The 16480-nt window shown below is 73.4% G+C and carries 18 protein-coding genes; 7 read left to right on the top strand and 11 right to left on the bottom strand.

The window, feature by feature from the left end; genetic code table 11:
* The first annotated feature begins 229 nt into the window (after positions 1 to 229).
* From ACFC09_RS09585 to ACFC09_RS09575, 3 genes are read left to right on the top strand one after another with little or no spacing between them, the layout of a single operon-like run.
* Positions 230 to 994, top strand: coding sequence for an SDR family oxidoreductase (locus tag ACFC09_RS09585; protein ID WP_376525362.1), 765 nt, complete (start codon positions 230 to 232; stop codon positions 992 to 994).
* Positions 991 to 2658: a class I adenylate-forming enzyme family protein gene (locus ACFC09_RS09580; RefSeq protein ID WP_376525360.1), complete on the top strand. Its 1668-nt coding sequence runs from the start codon at positions 991 to 993 to the stop codon at positions 2656 to 2658. The genes ACFC09_RS09585 and ACFC09_RS09580 overlap by 4 nt, the downstream gene beginning before the upstream one ends.
* Before the next feature lie 28 nt (positions 2659 to 2686).
* Positions 2687 to 3280: a TetR/AcrR family transcriptional regulator gene (locus tag ACFC09_RS09575; protein WP_376525358.1), complete on the top strand. Its 594-nt coding sequence runs from the start codon at positions 2687 to 2689 to the stop codon at positions 3278 to 3280.
* An 11-nt stretch (positions 3281 to 3291) separates the two neighbouring features.
* Here ACFC09_RS09575 and ACFC09_RS09570 read toward each other — a convergent pair whose 3' ends face one another.
* From ACFC09_RS09570 to ACFC09_RS09540, 7 genes are all read right to left on the bottom strand, one after another.
* On the bottom strand, positions 3292 to 4509 hold the full coding sequence (locus ACFC09_RS09570) for an acyl-CoA dehydrogenase family protein (RefSeq protein ID WP_376525356.1): 1218 nt from the start codon (positions 4507 to 4509) through the stop codon (positions 3292 to 3294).
* Positions 4510 to 4514: 5 nt separating this feature from the next.
* Positions 4515 to 5537 carry a phosphotransferase family protein gene (locus ACFC09_RS09565; RefSeq protein WP_376525354.1) on the bottom strand — a complete coding sequence of 341 codons (1023 nt, stop codon included), beginning with the start codon at positions 5535 to 5537 and terminating at the stop codon, positions 4515 to 4517.
* Positions 5538 to 5692: 155 nt separating this feature from the next.
* Positions 5693 to 5992 (bottom strand): hypothetical protein, encoded by a 300-nt coding sequence (locus ACFC09_RS09560; protein WP_376525352.1) that lies wholly within the window; start codon positions 5990 to 5992, stop codon positions 5693 to 5695.
* Between the two features lie 177 nt (positions 5993 to 6169).
* Positions 6170 to 6481 (bottom strand): DUF202 domain-containing protein, encoded by a 312-nt coding sequence (locus tag ACFC09_RS09555; RefSeq protein WP_376525349.1) that lies wholly within the window; start codon positions 6479 to 6481, stop codon positions 6170 to 6172.
* Positions 6478 to 6870, bottom strand: coding sequence for a YidH family protein (locus ACFC09_RS09550; RefSeq protein WP_376525379.1), 393 nt, complete (start codon positions 6868 to 6870; stop codon positions 6478 to 6480). Before ACFC09_RS09550 ends, ACFC09_RS09555 begins: the two co-directional genes overlap by 4 nt.
* Before the next feature lie 176 nt (positions 6871 to 7046).
* Positions 7047 to 7562, bottom strand: coding sequence for an NUDIX hydrolase (locus tag ACFC09_RS09545; RefSeq protein ID WP_376525347.1), 516 nt, complete (start codon positions 7560 to 7562; stop codon positions 7047 to 7049).
* A 183-nt stretch (positions 7563 to 7745) separates the two neighbouring features.
* A complete protein-coding gene (locus tag ACFC09_RS09540) occupies positions 7746 to 8639 on the bottom strand; it encodes a DMT family transporter (protein ID WP_376525345.1) in 894 nt (297 codons plus the stop codon).
* 374 nt (positions 8640 to 9013) lie between these two features.
* On the opposite strand from ACFC09_RS09540, the gene ACFC09_RS09535 reads away from it, so the two are divergent.
* From ACFC09_RS09535 to ACFC09_RS09525, 3 genes are all read left to right on the top strand, one after another.
* A complete protein-coding gene (locus ACFC09_RS09535; protein WP_376525343.1) occupies positions 9014 to 10021 on the top strand; it encodes a hypothetical protein in 1008 nt (335 codons plus the stop codon).
* A 169-nt stretch (positions 10022 to 10190) separates the two neighbouring features.
* On the top strand, positions 10191 to 10940 hold the full coding sequence (locus ACFC09_RS09530) for a molybdopterin-dependent oxidoreductase (protein WP_376525377.1): 750 nt from the start codon (positions 10191 to 10193) through the stop codon (positions 10938 to 10940).
* Positions 10924 to 11556 (top strand): cytochrome b/b6 domain-containing protein, encoded by a 633-nt coding sequence (locus ACFC09_RS09525; RefSeq protein WP_376525342.1) that lies wholly within the window; start codon positions 10924 to 10926, stop codon positions 11554 to 11556. Before ACFC09_RS09530 ends, ACFC09_RS09525 begins: the two co-directional genes overlap by 17 nt.
* 251 nt (positions 11557 to 11807) lie before the next feature.
* Here ACFC09_RS09525 and ACFC09_RS09520 read toward each other — a convergent pair whose 3' ends face one another.
* The 4 genes from ACFC09_RS09520 to ACFC09_RS09505 all read right to left on the bottom strand — a co-directional run bounded on the left by ACFC09_RS09520 (position 11808) and on the right by ACFC09_RS09505 (position 15621).
* Positions 11808 to 12833 (bottom strand): L-idonate 5-dehydrogenase, encoded by a 1026-nt coding sequence (locus ACFC09_RS09520; protein ID WP_376525340.1) that lies wholly within the window; start codon positions 12831 to 12833, stop codon positions 11808 to 11810.
* A 14-nt stretch (positions 12834 to 12847) separates the two neighbouring features.
* The gene (locus ACFC09_RS09515) at positions 12848 to 13612 is read right to left on the bottom strand and encodes an SDR family oxidoreductase (protein WP_376525339.1); all 765 of its coding nucleotides are present in this window, start codon (positions 13610 to 13612) and stop codon (positions 12848 to 12850) included.
* A 13-nt stretch (positions 13613 to 13625) separates the two neighbouring features.
* Entirely contained in the window at positions 13626 to 15023 is a 1398-nt protein-coding gene (locus ACFC09_RS09510) for a GntP family permease (protein WP_376525337.1), read from the bottom strand.
* Positions 15024 to 15102: 79 nt separating this feature from the next.
* Positions 15103 to 15621 (bottom strand): gluconokinase, encoded by a 519-nt coding sequence (locus ACFC09_RS09505; protein ID WP_376525335.1) that lies wholly within the window; start codon positions 15619 to 15621, stop codon positions 15103 to 15105.
* A 142-nt stretch (positions 15622 to 15763) separates the two neighbouring features.
* Between ACFC09_RS09505 and ACFC09_RS09500 the strand changes: the two genes are divergently transcribed.
* The gene (locus ACFC09_RS09500; protein ID WP_376525333.1) at positions 15764 to 16465 is read left to right on the top strand and encodes a FadR/GntR family transcriptional regulator; all 702 of its coding nucleotides are present in this window, start codon (positions 15764 to 15766) and stop codon (positions 16463 to 16465) included.
* Positions 16466 to 16480 lie beyond the last annotated feature (15 nt).

Raw genomic sequence — 16480 nt, 5'->3', positions numbered from 1 at the left:
CGGGGCGGGGGTGGGGCGGGGGGGGAGTGGGGCTTGCTCCGTTTCGGGGCGGCGTGGGGGGGCCGGCGGGGGGGGGGGGGGCGGCCGGCCCGCCCCGTCCGGGCCGCCCGGCGGAACCTTCCCCGGACGCGGCCCCGCGCCCCTCAAGGTGTCGCGGTCGACCCTTCCCGCAAACATACCGACCGGTTAGTGTGGCACCCCGGAAGCCGGTTCGTGTCGAAGGAGACCGATGGTGGGAGCCGTGCAGGACGCGTCAGTCGTGGTCACCGGAGCGGGCGCCGGGATCGGCGCGGCACTCGCCCGCCGCTTCGCCGCCGAGGGCGCCCGGGTCGTCGTCAACGACCTGGACGCGGAGCGCGCCGAGGCGGTGGCGGACGAGATCGGCGGCATCGCCGTCCCGGGCGACGCGGCCGCCACCGTCGCCGCCGCCCGCGACGCCCTCGGCGGGAGGGTCGACGTCTACTGCGCCAACGCGGGACTCGGCTCGGCCGGCTCGGAGGCGGCGCCCGAGGAGGTCTGGGCCCGAGCCTGGGACGTCAACGTCATGGCGCACGTACGCGCGGCCCACGCGCTGCTGCCCGACTGGCTGGCGCGCGGCGCCGGCCGCTTCGTCTCCACCGTCTCCGCGGCCGGACTGCTCACCATGATCGGCGCCGCCCCCTACAGCGTCACCAAGCACGGCGCGTACGCCTTCGCCGAGTGGCTGTCGCTGACCTACCGGCACCGCGGCCTCAAGGTCCACGCGATCTGCCCGCAGGGCGTCCGCACCGACATGCTGACCGCCGCCGGCAGCGCGGGCGACCTGGTGCTCCGGCCGACCGCGATCGAACCGCAGGATGTCGCGGACGCGCTGTTCAAAGGCATCGAGGAGGACAGCTTCCTGATCCTGCCGCACCCGGAGGTCGCCGGCTTCTACCGGCACCGGGCCACGGAACCGGACCGATGGCTGGCCGGCATGAACCACCTCCAGCGGACCTGGGAGGAGAGCCGATGACCGACTCCGGATACGCCGCCAGGCCCTGGCTGGCCCTCCTCGGCACCGTCCAGCGCGCCCCGATCGACCCCGACGACTCGCTCGTGCACGCCCTGCGCCGGGTGGTCGCCGAGGTCCCGGACCGCACCTTCCTGCGCTACTTCGACGCCCGCCTCAGCTACCGCGAGACCGACGAGCTGAGCGACGCCGTCGCCGCCCACCTCGCCGACCGCGGCCTCGCGCCCGGCGCGCGGGTGGCCGTCCTGCTCCAGAACTCCCCGCACTTCGTGCTCGCCGTGCTCGGCGCCTGGAAGGCGGGCGCGATCGTCGTCCCCGTCAACCCGATGTACAAGTCGGCGGAGGTCGCCCACGTCCTGCGGGACTCCGGGGCGACCGCGCTGATCTGCGCCGAGCGGGCCTGGGCGGGATACCTGCGGACCACGGCCGCCGACTCGCCCGTACGGATCGTGCTCACCACCGGCGAGCTGGACTTCCAGACCCGGCACGACACGCGCGTGCTGAACTTCGAGCGGCTGCCCGGGGCCGCGGACGCCGACGACCTCGTGGCCGTGGCCCGCCGACCCGCCGCCGCCCCGGCCGGCCGTGCCCCACGCCCCACCGACGTGGCGCTGATCAGCTACACCTCGGGGACCAGCGGCACCCCCAAGGGCGCCACCAACACGCACGGCAACATCATGTACAACGCCGAGCGCCAGCGGACCGGCCTCGGCCTGCCCGCGGCGCCGGTGTACCACGCCCTCGCCCCGCTGTTCCACATCACCGGCATGGTCTGCCAGTTCGGCTCCTGCCTGGCCGGCGCGGGCACGCTGGTGCTGACGTACCGCTTCGAGCCGGGCGTCGTCCTGGAGGCGTTCGCCGAGCACCGCCCGCACTACACGGTCGGCCCGGCCACCGCCTTCATGGCGCTCGCCGCCCACCCCGACGCCGCCCGGGACCACTTCGCGTCCTTCGTGCAGATCTCCTCCGGCGGCGCACCGCTGCCGCCCGCCCTGGTCGAGAAGTTCCGCGCGGACTTCGGCCCCTACCTCCGCAACGGCTACGGACTGACCGAGTGCACGGCGCCCTGCGCCTCCGTGCCGCCCCACCTGGAGGCACCGGTCGACGCCGGATCCGGGACGCTGGCCGTCGGCGTGCCCGGCGCCGACACCGTCGTCCGGATCGTCGACGACGAGGGCGCGGAGGTCCCCATCGGCCGATCGGGCGAGATCGTCGTGCGCGGCCCGCAGGTGGTGCCCGGCTACTGGCGGCGGCCCGAGGCCACCGCCGAGACCTTCCCCGACGGCGAGCTGCGCACCGGCGACATCGGGTTCATGGACCGGCAGGGCTGGTTGTACGTCGTCGACCGCAAGAAGGACATGATCAACGCCTCCGGCTTCAAGGTGTGGCCGCGGGAGGTCGAGGACGTGCTCTACACCCACCCGGCGGTGCGCGAGGCGGCCGTCGTCGGGGTGCCCGACGGCTACCGCGGCGAGACGGTCAAGGCGTACATCAGCCTCCGCCCGGGTGCCGCGGCGGACCCGGCCGCACTGGCGGCGTACTGCAAGGAGAGACTGGCGGCGTACAAGTACCCGCGCCAGGTGGAGATCCTGTCCGACCTGCCGAAGACGGCGAGTGGGAAGATCCTCCGCCGGGAACTGCGTTCCCGGCCGCGCGAGGGCCGGTGAAGCACCACGGAAAGGCAGGTGGGCGGCAGTGCCCAGGACGACGGACGGCGACGGGGCTCCCGTCCCGCGGCGGCTCCTCGCCGCCGCCACTCGGCTGTTCGCCGAGCAGGGTTACGACCGCACCTCCGTACAGGAGATCGTCGAGGCGGCAGGCGTCACCAAGGGCGCGCTCTACCACTACTTCGGCTCCAAGGACGACCTGCTGCACGAGGTCTACGCCCGGGTGCTGCGGGTGCAGCAGGACCGGCTCGACGCCTTCGCGGACGCCGACGAACCGGTCGAGGAACGGCTGCGCGCGGCGGCGGCCGACGTCGTCGTCACCACGATCGAGAACCTCGACGACGCGATGATCTTCTTCCGGTCCATGCACCACCTCAGCCCCGAGAAGAACAAGCAGGTACGGGCCGAGCGGCGGCGCTATCACGAACGCTTCCGCGCGCTCGTCGAGGAGGGGCAGCGGACCGGCGTCTTCGCCCCGACGCCCCCGGCCGACCTGGTGGTGGACTACCACTTCGGCTCGGTCCACCACCTCTCGACCTGGTACCGGCCCGACGGCCCGCTCACCCCCCAGCAGCTCGCCGACCACCTGGCCGATCTGCTGCTGCGGGCGCTGCGCCCCTGAACGGCGCGCGGTTACGGCAGGTACTTCTTCAGCTCCCGGCGCGCCAGCGACCGCTGGTGCACCTCGTCCGGACCGTCCGCGATCATCAGCGTGCGCGCGGCGGCGTACAGCTCGGCCAGCGGGAAGTCCTGGCTGAAACCGCCGGCGCCGTGCAACTGGATGGCCCGGTCGATGATGTCGACCACCGCCCGGGGCGTCGCGATCTTGATGGCCTGGATCTCGGTGTGGGCGCCCTTGTTGCCGACGGTGTCCATCAGCCACGCCGTCTTCAGCACCAGGAGCCGCAACTGCTCCACCGTCACCCGGGCGTCCGCGATCCAGGCGTGCACCACGCCCTGCTGCGCCAGCGCCCTGCCGAAGGCCGTACGGGACACGGCCCGCCGGCACATCAGCTCGATCGCCCGCTCCGCCATGCCGATCAGCCGCATGCAGTGGTGGATGCGGCCGGGCCCGAGCCGGGCCTGGGCGATGGCGAAACCGCCGCCCTCCTCGCCGATCAGGTTCGACACCGGCACGCGCGCGTGGTCGAAGACCACCTCGGCGTGCCCGCCGTGGGCGTGGTCCTCGTACCCGAAGACCTGCATCGCCCGCCGCACCGTGACCCCCGGTGTGTCCCGGGGGACGAGGACCATGGACTGCCGGCGGCGCGGGTCGGCCCCGTCGGGGTCGGTCTTGCCCATGACGATGAAGATCCGGCAGTCCGGGTTCATCGCTCCGGAGATGTACCACTTGCGGCCGGTGACGACATAGTCCTCGCCGTCCCGCTCGATGAGTGTGGTGATGTTGGCGGCGTCGGACGAGGCCACCTCCGGCTCGGTCATCGCGAAGGCCGAGCGGATCTCGCCGGCCAGCAGCGGCTCCAGCCACTGCTTGCGCTGCCGCTCGTCGCCGAACTGCGCCAGCACCTCCATGTTGCCGGTGTCCGGGGCCGCGCAGTTCAACGCGGTGGGCGCGAGCTGCGGGGAGCGGCCGGTGATCTCGGCCAGCGGGGCGTACTGAAGATTGGTCAGCCCGGCCCCGTACCCGGAGTCCGGCAGGAACAGGTTCCACAGCCCCTGCCGGCGCGCCTCGGCCTTCAGCTCACCGACCACGGCCGGCGTGTCCCAGGGGGAGGCCAGTGCCGCCCGCTGCTCCCGGGCGACCGCCTCGGCCGGACGGACGTGCTCGTCCATGAAGGCCAGCAGCCGGGCGCGCAGTTCCTCGGTGCGCTCGTCGTACGCGAAGTCCATGGCCGTCAGCCTTCCTGGAGGGTGGTCAGCCCGTGGTCGATGAAGACGGGGACGAGGTCCCCGATGCGGTCGAAGCCGGGTCCGACCGTCCGGCCCAGCGTGTACCGGTAGTGGATGCCCTCCAGGATCACGGCGAGCTTGAACCAGGCGAACGCCGTGTACCAGGAGACGGCCGACACGTCGCGTCCCGAGCGGGTGGCGTACCGCTCGATCAGCTCGGCCGGCGCGGGGTGCCCGGCGGCCTCGGCGGTGGTGGTGACGGGGGAGTCGGGCAGGCCCAGCGGCAGGCTGTACATCACCAGCAGGCCCAGATCGGTCAGCGGGTCGCCGAGCGTGGACATCTCCCAGTCGAGAACCGCCGTGATCCGGTCGTCGGCGCCGATCAGGACGTTGTCGAGCCGGTAGTCGCCGTGCACGACGGTCGCCGCGGGGGAGGCGGGCAGCGAACGCCCGAGGGCCGCGTGCAGTTCGTCGATGCGGGCCAGGTCCCTGGTGCGGGAGGCGTCCAGTTGCTTGCCCCAGCGGCGCAGTTGCCGGTCCAGGAAGCCCTCGGGGCGGCCGAAGTCCGCGAGGCCGACCTCGGCGGGGTCCACGGCGTGCAGCTCGACGAGGGTGTCGACCAGGGAGAGCACCGTGCTCCGGGTGCGTTGCGGGCCCAGCGGGGCCAGTTGCCCGGCGGTGCGGTACGGGGTGCCCTCGACGAACTCCATGACGTAGAAGGGCGCGCCGAGGACCTCGGGGTCCTCGCACAGCAGCAGCGGGCGCGGCACCGGCACGCGCGTGGGGTGCAGCGCGTCGATCACGCGGTGCTCGCGCGTCATGTCGTGCGCGGTGGCCAGGACGTGACCGAGCGGTGGCCGCCGTACCACCCAGGTCCCCGTGCCGTCCGTGACGGCGTATGTGAGATTCGACCGCCCCCCTTCGATCAGCCGGCCGGTCAGGGGGCCGTCGACCAGCCCGGGGCGCTCGCGGTCGAGCAGGCCGTGCAGCCGGTCGAGATCGAGTCCGGGCGGGTGGTCGGGACTCATGCGTCGCTCCTACGGACAGGTGAACAGGACGCGACTCATGATGCCGACCGGTCGGTATGTCGTCCAGTGCGCGGGGCGAACGTGACCGGGGCCACGATGGGCGGACGGCCCCCCGCGCGCCGCGCCGGGGGCCGTCGGGCGGGGCCGGGTGCGGGTCAGTGGTCGTCCCAGTGCCCGGCGTGCTCGGCGTGCCGGTGGCCGTCGTGCAGGTAGTCGACGTGGTCGCCGTGCTGCACGCGCGCGTGCCCGCAGTCCTCGCCGTGCTGGTGGTCGTGGCCCTCGTGGGCGGTGTGCCGGGCGGGCTCGCACTCGTCCCAGTGTCCGGCGTGCTCGCGGTGCAGATGGCCGTCGTGCGCGTAGTCGACGTGGTCGCCGTGCGGCACCTGGGTGTGCCCGCAGTCGGGCCCGTGGCTGTGCGTGTCGTGGGAGGCGTGTTCCTGATGAACGGCGGTCATGGTGCTCACCTTCGGGGTGCGGGGTGCTGACGACGGACAGGCTGCCACGCATAAGGGAGATATTCCGACATCCTGGCTGCGCGTGGCGCCCGAGTACCCCGCCGCACCGGGAGCATGAACCAAGCCCGAGGGTCCACGGCCACGCCGGAGGAGGGCCGCCGGCTGCCTGCCGGGGCACTAGAGGACTATCGCCACCGCGCACACCGCCGTCGCCGCCGCGCACAGCACCGCCGCCGCGGCGTGCCGCGGGGCGAGCGCCGCGGGCCGGTGGGCCGCGGCGAGCACCCGGACGCGGTGGTGGGCGACCCGCAGGAACCCCAGCCAGAACCCGCAGCACAGCACGCACACGACGATCCCGGCGGGGGTCGCCCCGCCGCGCAGGGCGGTACGCGCGGCGAGCACGGTGGCCACGGTGTACGACAGCGTCGTACGCAGCCAGGCCAGCCGGGTCCGCTCCGGCTGGAGCCCCGGATCCCGGTCGGCGGTCATCCGCCCCGCCCGAGGACCACGACGACCACCATGGCGAACGCCACCACCGCGACCACGAGGCTCAGCAGTGCCGGGAACCGGGACGCGGGCAGGTCCTCGCCCCGCCGCATGGCCCGCTCGCAGCGCACCCAGTGGTTGACCGCGCGCACCGCGCACAGCACGCCGGCCGCGAGCAGGGCGAGCGCGAGACCCGCCCGCCAGGCCCAGCGCAGGTGCGGCAGGAACTGGTCCACCGCGAAACCCCCGCCGATCAGCGCGAGCGCGGTGCGCACCCAGGCCAGGAAGGTGCGCTCGTTCGCCAGCGAGAACCGGTAGTCGGGCGTGGCTCCCTCGTCCCGGATCCGGTCGGGGGCGAACCAGAACCGGACATTGCGCAGGGAATCGCGCAGGGATTCGCTCACGCCGAGGACCCTACCGGGCGGGTGGCCCGGGTCGGCCGCGCCGCCCGCGCCGTTCACACCGTTCGCGCCGTCTGCGTCCTCTGCGCCGCCCGCGCCGTCTGCGCCGCCCGCGCCGCCCGCGCCGTCTGCGTCTGCGGAATTCGAGCCGTGCGGGCCGTTCGCGGTCATCCCTCGCCCCGGTGCTCCCGCAGCCGCCGGTACGCGGCCAGACCGTCCGGTGTCCACTCCCACTCCCCGAGCCGCCGCTCCAGCTCGTCCTCGGTCAGGAAGTCGTGCCAGTCGATCTCCTCCTGCTGGGGCCGGACCGGAAGGTCGCAGCGGACCTCGTAGACCGCGGACCACCAGCTGTGCCCCGCGCCGTCGTCGTACAGGAAGGTGAACAGACGCGTCGGCCGGGGCAGCCCTGTCACCCCCAGCTCCTCCTCCGCCTCGCGCAGGGCCGCGTCGTCGTAGGACTCGCCCGCGCCGACCACCCCGCCGACGAACATGTCGTGGTGGGAGGGGAAGACCAACTTGGTCGCCGTGCGGCGGTGCACGAAGATCCGGCCGGCCGCGTCGCGGGCCAGGACGAAGGCGCAGCGGTGGCGCAGCCCGCGCGCGTACGCCTCGCCCCGCGGGGACCGCCCGATGACCCGGTCGTGCTCGTCGACGATGTCGAGGATTTCGTCAGCTGCGCTCATGGGCCCATCCAAGCAGGGCGCCGCTCCGGGCCGCCCACCCGGCCGAGGGGTCCGGGCCGACGGTCCGGGAGTCCAGGAAGGGGGTCCGGTGAGGGGGTCCGGTGAGGAGTCCGGGAGTACGGGAAGGGGGCCCAGTGAGAAGGTCCGGGAGTCCGCTCCGGGCCGCAGGGGCCGGGCCGGGGCTCAGTGCGGCTGGAGGTCGCGTCGCGGCTCCGGCTGCGCCGTACCGCGCGGCATCGCGGGGTGCAGCCCGAGCAGCACGATGCCCACGACCACGGCGGCCAGTCCGACCGCCTCCCACGCCAGCGCCCCGGTGTCGGTGCGCAGCCGGTCGCCGAGGAAGCCCACCCCGCACAGGATCCCGGCCAGCGGCTGGGCGGCCGTGAGCGCCGGCAGCGACATGCGCAGCGGCGCGGTCTCGAACGCGCTCTGCACCAGGATCAGCCCGGTGACGCCCAGCACGAGCACCCCGTAGGGCTGCCAGCCGGTGAACACCTCGGTCAGGCCGCCCGCGGAGAACCGCTGCCCGCTGATCCGGGTCAGCGCGTCCTGCACCCCGTACAGGACACCCGCGGCGAGGGCCAGCAGCACCGGGCCCTTGCTCAGCCGGGAGCGTTTGGCGTACGTCGTCAGCAGCAGGGCCAGCCCCACCATCGCGCCGATGATCAGCCAGTGGCGGACCGGATCGGTGACCGCGTGCCCGCCGTGCGGCTGGCCCGCCACGATGAACGCGGTCACACCGCCGGCGAGCAGGGCGAGACCCGCCCAGCCCTGGCGGCCCAGGGACTGCTTCGTCTGGTGCCGGGAGAGCGCGAGGGCGAACAGCAGGTTCGTGGCGAGCAGCGGCTCCACCAAGGAGATCTCACCGTCACCCAGAGCGACCGCGCCCAGGATCATTCCAGCCATCATCAGGGCGATGCCGCCGAGCCAGCGCGGCACTCTCATCAGGTCGAGCAGGATCCGTGGCGAGAGGAAGTCGCTGAGGGGTGCGTCCTTGGCGGCGTTCTGCTGGAGCACGAACCCGAAGCCCACGCAACAGGCCGCGCTCACGGCGAGGATCAGAACCAGAACCGACACGCTGCGTACCTCGATCATCCGGCCGGGTCACGGGCTGCGTAGTGGCCGACTGTAGCGCTCCGGAGCATTCCGTGCCCTCGGGAGTGCCCAGAACCAGTCAGTCGAATCAGCCACGACGCCCGGCCGGCCACAGCGGCGCGACCTTACCGCCATGGTCCGCCGCCCGGAAGGGCAGCGCCATGGCGCATACCACAACAACGGCTCGTCGCACGTCGGGACCGACCCGTCGCCGAGCCACCCGATGAAGGTCAACTCCCGGTATTCACTGGGTAGTTGATCACCAAACCGGCAACTGTGAACTTGACGTAAACCACTGGCTGGGGATTTGCTGTGAGTGATCAGTCGATGGCGTTCGACAACCAGGAAGTCTCGCGGTGCCCTTACCCTCGCCTGTGCTCCACCCGCGCCGCGAGCGGCCCTCCGGGGTCTTCGACGACGCCTTCGACGACTCCGGCCTGATAGCCGCGCGCACCGCGCTGGCCCAGGGCCGGCGGCAGACCGTCCGGGCGCTGCTCCAGCGCACCGGCGACGACTGGGACCGCCGCGGCCACCGGATCTGCGTCCTCGCCCGGGAGTCCTACACCTCCGCCTGGGCCCGCGACTGGCTGGCCGCCGAGCCGGCGTCCGCCGACGCCGCCGTGCTGCTCGCCCTGGCCCTGGTGCGGCGCACCCTGCGCGGCAAGGCGGAGCCCGCCAGGGCCCGCGCCGCCTGCCGGGCCGCGGCCGTCCTCGCGCCCGCCGACCCGACCCCCTGGCTCGGCCTGCTCCACCTGGCCCGCCACCTGGGCACCGACCAGGAGACGGCAGACGCCTTCGCCGAGGTGTGCCACCGGCACCCCGAGCACCATCAGGCGCACCACCTGATGACGGCCCGCCTCGCCGAGCACCGCCCCGAGCACGCCGACCCGGGCCACGAGGCGTACGCCTTCGCAGGGCGCAGCGCCGCCCGCGCCCCCGCCGACTCCCCGCTGGCCATCCTGCCCGTCGTCGCGTACGCCGAGCGCTACCGGGTGCTGGCCGCCGCGGGCCTGCTGCCCGCCGACCCCGCCGCCTCCGGGCACTGGTCGGGACCGCGGCCCGAGCAGGTGCTGCGGGCCGCCTTCGACTGGTGGCTGGAGTGGGAGCAGGACGAGCACCCGCGCCGCCACGTCGACCTGAACTTCCTCGCCCACGCCACGTTCTGCGCCGGCCACGCCGCGGAAGCCGCCGTACTGTTCCAGCGGATCGGCCGGCACCTCACCCCGCAGCCGTGGTGCTACCCGGACCGCGATCCGTGCACCGCCTTCCGCGCCGCCCGGGAACGCGCGCTCGGCGCCGCCCGGTCGGCCTCCGACGAGGCGCTCCCGGAGCCGTACGCGTACGGCCGTGCCCGGCGCACGTGAGCGCCGCTGACGGCAGGGCGCCGGTGAGCGGCCTTCCCGCCGCGGCGTAGGTGAGAAGTCATTACGGAACGCTGACTCGTCGCCCGGTCCCCTGGTCCCACCGCGTCGGCGGTGCTCGAATGAATGCGTGAACTTCGAACCATCCAAGGACACGCCGGGCGGGGACGCCGTGGACGAGAGTGCCCGGGGCGCGCGGGCCGAGGGCGCGTCCGCGGCGGCCGGCCGCCCGGTCGGCCGCCGGGTCCTGCTCGGCACCCTCGCCCTCGGCGCCCTCGGCGTGGCCGCCGCGCCCGCCCTCCAGCGCGGCACGGACGCACTCCTCGGCGCCCTGTCCGGCAAGGACCCCACCGGACTGACGGGCCTGCTGCCCAACGGCGGCGGCTTCCGCTACTACTCGGTCGCCGCCTCCGTACCCGACCAGGGCCCCGCCGACTACCGGCTCACGATCGGCGGACTCGTCGACCGCCCCCGCACCTACACCCTCGCCGATCTGCGCGCCCTGCCCCAGACCCGGATGGTCAAGGACGTCCAGTGCGTCACCGGCTGGCGCGTCCCCGGCACCCCGTTCGAGGGGGTCCGGCTGTCCCGGCTGCTGGACGCGGCGGGTGTGCGCGGCACGGCCCGCGCGATCCGCTTCACCTGCTTCGACGGCACGTACACCGAGAGCCTCACCCTGGACCAGGCCCGCCGCTCCGACGTACTGGTCGCGCTGCGCATGCAGGACAAGGACATCGGCCACGACCACGGCGGCCCGGTCCGCCTCTACGTCGCTCCCATGTACTTCTACAAGTCGGCGAAGTGGCTCTCCGGCATCACCGTCACCGACCGGGTCCGGCCCGGCTACTGGGAACAGCTCGGATACGACGTGGACGCCTGGGTCGGCCGCTCGAACGGACGGACCGATGAGCCTACGAGCTGAGACCGCCGCCACCGCCGCCCTCGGCGCCCGGCTGCGGCGCTTCACCCCCGCCGAACGCTGGGTGCACCGCACGACCGCCGCGCTGATGGGCCTGTGCGTGCTGACCGCGGCCTGCCTCTACGTCCCCCAGCTCGCCGTGCTCGTCGGCCGCCGCGCCCTCGTCGTCCGCGTCCACGAGTGCGCGGGCCTGGCCCTGCCGGTGCCCGCCCTGCTCGGTCTCGCCTCCCGGGCGTTCCGCGCCGACCTGCGCTTCCTCAACCGCTTCGGCCCGCACGACGGGATCTGGCTCCGCGCCGCGCTGCGCCGCGACCGGCGGCCCGCCGAGCGCCCGGCGGGGAAGTTCAACGCCGGCCAGAAGGTCTACGCCGCCTGGATCGCCGGTGCCACGCTGGTGATGCTCGGCACGGGCCTGCTGATGTGGTTCACCCACCTCGCCCCGCTGATGTGGCGCACCTCGGCGACCTTCGTGCACGACTGGCTCGCCCTCACCATGGGCGTCGTCCTCGCCGGCCACATCGGCATGGCGCTGGCCGACCCGGAGGCCCGCCGCGGTCTGCGCACGGGCACCGTGAGCCGGGACTGGGCGGACCGGGAACACCCGCTGTGGCGGCCCTGACCCGCGCTTCCCCGTCCGCTCCCGGCCGCACGGCCCACGGATCCCGGCGTCGTGAGCCGTCGGTGGATCCCGGCGTCGTGAGCCGTGGAGGGATGCCGGCGTCGCGGGCTGCCGACGGATCCCGGCGTCGTGAGCTGCCGACGGATCCCGGCGTCGTGAGCTGCCGACGGATCCCGGCGTCGTGAGCTGCCGACGGATCCCGGCGTCGTGAGCTGCCCACGGATCCCGCCGACGCGAGCCGCCGGCCGCGGTCAGCCGCCGAAGTCCAGCAGCACCTTGCACGAGCGAGTACGGTCCACCGCCAGGGCGAAGGCCCGTTCCGCGTCGGCCACCGGAACCACCGCGCTGATCAGCCCGTCCAGCGCGGGCTCGGCCGCCAGCAGATCCAGCGCCGCGTCGAACTCGGCGTCGAACCGGAACGACCCGCGCAGCTCGATCTCCCGGCTCACCACCAGGTTCCCCGCGAACGGGCTCTGTCCGGGCGGCAGCATGCCCAGCTGCACCACGATCCCGGCGCGTCGTACGAGCCGCAGACAGGTGTCGAGCCCGGCGGCGGTCCCCGAAGCCTCGACGGCCACGTCGACCTCGTCCGGCCACCCGGCGTCGCCCGGATCACCGGCCCGTACGACCGTGTCCGCGCCCGCCACGGCGGCGTACCGCAGTGCCTCGGGCAGCAGGTCGGTCACGGTCACCCGGGCCGCGCCCGCCGCCCGCGCCGCCGCGACCACCAGGCACCCGATCGGCCCGGCACCGGTCACCAGCACATGCCGCCCGGTCACCGGCCCGGCCCGCCGCACCGCGTGCGAGGCGACCGACAGCGGCTCGGCGAGCGCCGCCCGGCGTGCGTCCAGACCGCCGGGCAGGGCCCGCAACTGCCAGGCCGGCACGGCCACCATGCCCGCGAAGGCACCCTGGACGTGCGGGAAACGGGCCGCGCTGCCCAGGTAGCGGACGTCCCGGCACACCGTGCGCCGCCCGGCCGCGCACTCCGGGCACGCCCCGCACGGTGTCGCCGGATGCACGGCGACGGCCGTGCCGGGGGCCGGCCCCGAGGCGCCCGCCCCGTACCCGGCCACCGTGCCCACCACCTCGTGACCCGGCACCAGCGGCTCCCGCAGCCGGAAGTCACCGACGCCGCCGTGCCGCCAGTAGTGCAGATCGGACCCGCACACTCCGCCGTAGCGGACGGCGACCAGCGCCTGCCCGGGACCGGGCTCCGGCACCGGCAGCTCCTCGACGCGCAGGTCACCGCGTCCGTGGAGCACACAACCGATCATTTCGCTGTCCTCCTTCACAGCACGCTGGTCATGCCGCCGTCCACGTAGAGCACCTGCCCGCTGACGAAGTCCGCGGCCGGAGAGGCGAGGAACAGCACCCCGCCCACCAGGTCGGCGGTACGGCCCCAGCGGCCGGCCGGGGTACGGCGGCGCACCCAGGCGGTGAACTCCTCGTCCTCGACGAGCGGCCGGGTCAGCTCGGTCTCGACGTAGCCCGGCCCGAGCCCGTTCACCTGGACGCCGTGCGGCCCCCAGTCCGCGCACATGCCCTTGGTGAGCATCTTCAGCGCACCCTTGGCCGCCGCGTACGGCGCGATGCCGGGGCGCACCACCTCGCTCTGCACCGAGCAGATGTTGACGATCTTTCCGTGGCCGCGCGCCGTCATTCCCCGCGCGGCCTCCCGGCCGACCAGGAACGCGCTGGTCAGATTGGTCTGTAGGACCCGGTGCCAGTCGTCGTCGGTGAATTCGAGGAGGGGGGCGCGCAGTTGCATGCCCGCGTTGTTCACCAGGATGTCGAGCGGGCCCACCCGCTCCTCGACGTCCGCGACGCCCCGGGCCACGGCCGGCCCGTCGGTCACGTCGAACACCGCCGTGTGCACCCGGTCCGCGGGCAGGGCGGCGGCGGCCTCGGCCAGCCGGGCGCCGTCGCGTCCGTTGAGCACGACCGTGCAGCCGGCCTCGGCCAGGCCGCGGGCCAGCGCGTGTCCGATGCCCCGGCTGGAGCCGGTGACCAGGGCGGTACGGCCGCTGATGTCGAAGAGGGGGTGAGCCGTCATGGGCGTACCGCTCCTAGATCACGAGGGACAACAGGAGGACCAGGCCGCCGGCCACCACCGAGATGATGCACTCCATCACTGACCAGGTCTTGAACGTCTGGCCGACACCGAGCCCGAAGTACTCCTTCACCAGCCAGAACCCGGCGTCGTTGACATGGCTCAGGAAGAGCGAGCCGGCGCCGATGGCGAGGACCAGCAGGGCCGTGTGCGTGGTCGACATGTCCGCGGCCAGCGGAGCGACCAGACCGGCCGCGGAGACGGTCGCCACGGTCGCCGAACCGGTCGCCAGCCGGATCGCCACCGCGATCAGCCAGCCCAGCAGCAGCGCCGGGACGGACCAGTCCTTGGACACGTCCAGGATCATCTGGCCGACACCGGAGTCGACGAGGGTCTGCTTGAAACCGCCGCCCGCGCCGACGATCAGCACGATGCCGGCGATCGGCATCAGGCTCGTCTCGACGGTCCGGGCGATCCGGTCCTTGGAGAACCCGGCCGGACGGCCCAGCGTGAAGATGCCGACCAGCACGGCCAGGAGCAGGGCGATCAGCGGCGAGCCCAGCACGTCGAAGACGCGCTGCACCAGGCGGGCCGGATCGTCCACCACGATGTCCACCAGCGCCTTGGCCAGCATCAGGACCACCGGCAGCAGGATCGTGCCGAGTGTCGCGCCGAAGCCGGGCCGCTTCTCCAGCTCCGTGGCGGGGCGCTGCGGGATCATCCCCTCGGGGGCCGGTACGTCCACCCAGCGCGCGGCGAACTTCGAGAACAGCGGCCCGGCGATGATCACGGTGGGGATCGCGACCAGCACGCCGAGCGCCAGCGTGACCCCCAGATCGGCCTTGACCGCGTCGATCGCGACCAGCGGGCCGGGGTGCGGCGGGACCAGTCCGTGCATCACGGACAGGCCCGCGAGCGCCGGGATGCCAATACGCATCAGCGAGTGGTTGCCGCGCTTCGCGACCATCAGGACCACCGGGATCAGCAGCACGATCCCGACCTCGAAGAACAGCGGCAGGCCGATCACGGAGGCGATCAGCACCATCGCCCACGGCATCGTCCGGCCGCCCGCGCGGGCCAGGATGGTGTCGACGATCCGGTCGGCGCCGCCGGAGTCGGCGAGCAGCTTGCCGAGGATCGAACCGAGGGCGATCAGTACGCCGACGCCGGCGACCGTGCTGCCGAGGCCGGTGGTGAAGCTGGTTATCGCCTTGTCGAGCGGTGCCCCGGCGCAGGCGCCCAGCACGAGCGAGCCGATGGTCAGCGCCAGGAAGGCGTGGAGCTTGAACTGGGTGATGAGCAGGACGATGACGGCGATGCCCACCAGGACGGCTACGCCGAGCTGGGTGTGCCCGGCCGAGGTGATGGGCTGGACGGTGTCCGCTGCCAGCATCTCGACGCTGAGTCTGGTCACGGGGGATTCCCTTCCAGGGTGGACGGGGACGGGGGACAGGAAGGATCTTGCTGAGCGGCGGTAGTGCCCCTGCGGAGCGCTACCGCGCGCTGTCGGGAAGTGCGGCCAGTGCCTCGGCGGCCCGTTCGGCGATCTCCTGCGGGCTGCCGGAGACGTCCACGGCGACCCCCGTCTCGTCCGGCTCCAGCGGCTGGAGCGTCGCGAACTGGGAGTCGAGCAGTGCGGTCGGCATGAAGTGACCCTGCCGGTGGGACATGCGGTCCTCGACGAGCGCGCGGTCACCCGTCAGGTGCACGAACACGATCCCGGGGGCCGCGGCTCTGAGCCGGTCGCGGTACGACCGCTTCAGCGCCGAGCTGCTCACCACCCCGCCGCGACCGGCCCGCCCGTGGGCCCAGCCGCCGATGGCGTCGAGCCACGGCCATCGGTCGGCGTCGTCGAGCGGGACACCGGCCGACATCTTGGCGATGCTGGCGGGCGGATGGAAGTCGTCGCCCTCGGCATACGGGACGCCGAGCCGGGCAGCGAGCAGGGGACCGATCGTGGTCTTGCCCGTGCCGGCGACGCCCATCACCACGACGACGTGGGGGGTGCGCATCACAGCCTCGCTGTCTTCCTCGACAAACGACGTCGACAACTGACGTCAGCCACACTGAACCCCATTAGGTAAGACGAATTCAAGAGTCCGGGCCCAATAAGTCTGACTTTTTGCTCGGTGATCCACTCTGTACGCTGAGTGCATGAGCACACCGGGCCGGGGGCTGCACGGCCATGTACTGGACACCCTCGGCCCCGCGATCACCGCCGGGCAGTACCCCCCGGGCAGCGTGCTGCGCACCGACGAACTGGCCCAGCACTTCGAGGTCTCGCGCTCGGTGATGCGCGAGGCGGTACGCGTCCTGGAATCCATGCACCTGGTCGAGTCCCGCCGCCGGGTCGGCGTCACCGTGCTGCCGAAGTCCGAGTGGAACGTCTACGACCCGCAGGTCATCCGCTGGCGTCTGGAAGGCACCGACCGCCCGCACCAGTTGCGCTCGCTGACCGTGCTGCGCTCGGCGATCGAACCGGTCGCGGCGGGGCTCGCCGCCCGGCACGCCACGCCGGAGCAGTGCGCCGAACTCACCGAGTGCGCGCTCGGCATGGTGGCCAACTCACGCGGCCACCGGCTGGAGACCTACCTGCTCCACGACGTCGCCTTCCACCGGATCGTCCTGACCGCCTCCGGCAACGAGATGTTCGCCCGGCTCGGCGACGTCGTCGCCGAGGTCCTCACCGGCCGCACCCACCACGAGGTCATGTTCGAGGACCCGGACCCGGCCGCCGTCACCCTGCACGTCCAGGTGGCCGAGGCGGTACGCGGCGGCGACGCGGCCCGCGCCGAAGAACTGACCCGCGAGATCACCGTGGGCGCGCTCCAGGAACTGGACATCCTCGCGCCCTGACCGGCGCCGCGCCCG

It is taken from the genome of Streptomyces sp. NPDC056161, from assembly GCF_042268025.1.
Taxonomy (GTDB): Bacteria; Actinomycetota; Actinomycetes; order Streptomycetales; family Streptomycetaceae; genus Streptomyces.
Note: the sequence above shows the minus strand (reverse complement) of the source record. Positions and strands in the feature narration are given on the sequence as shown.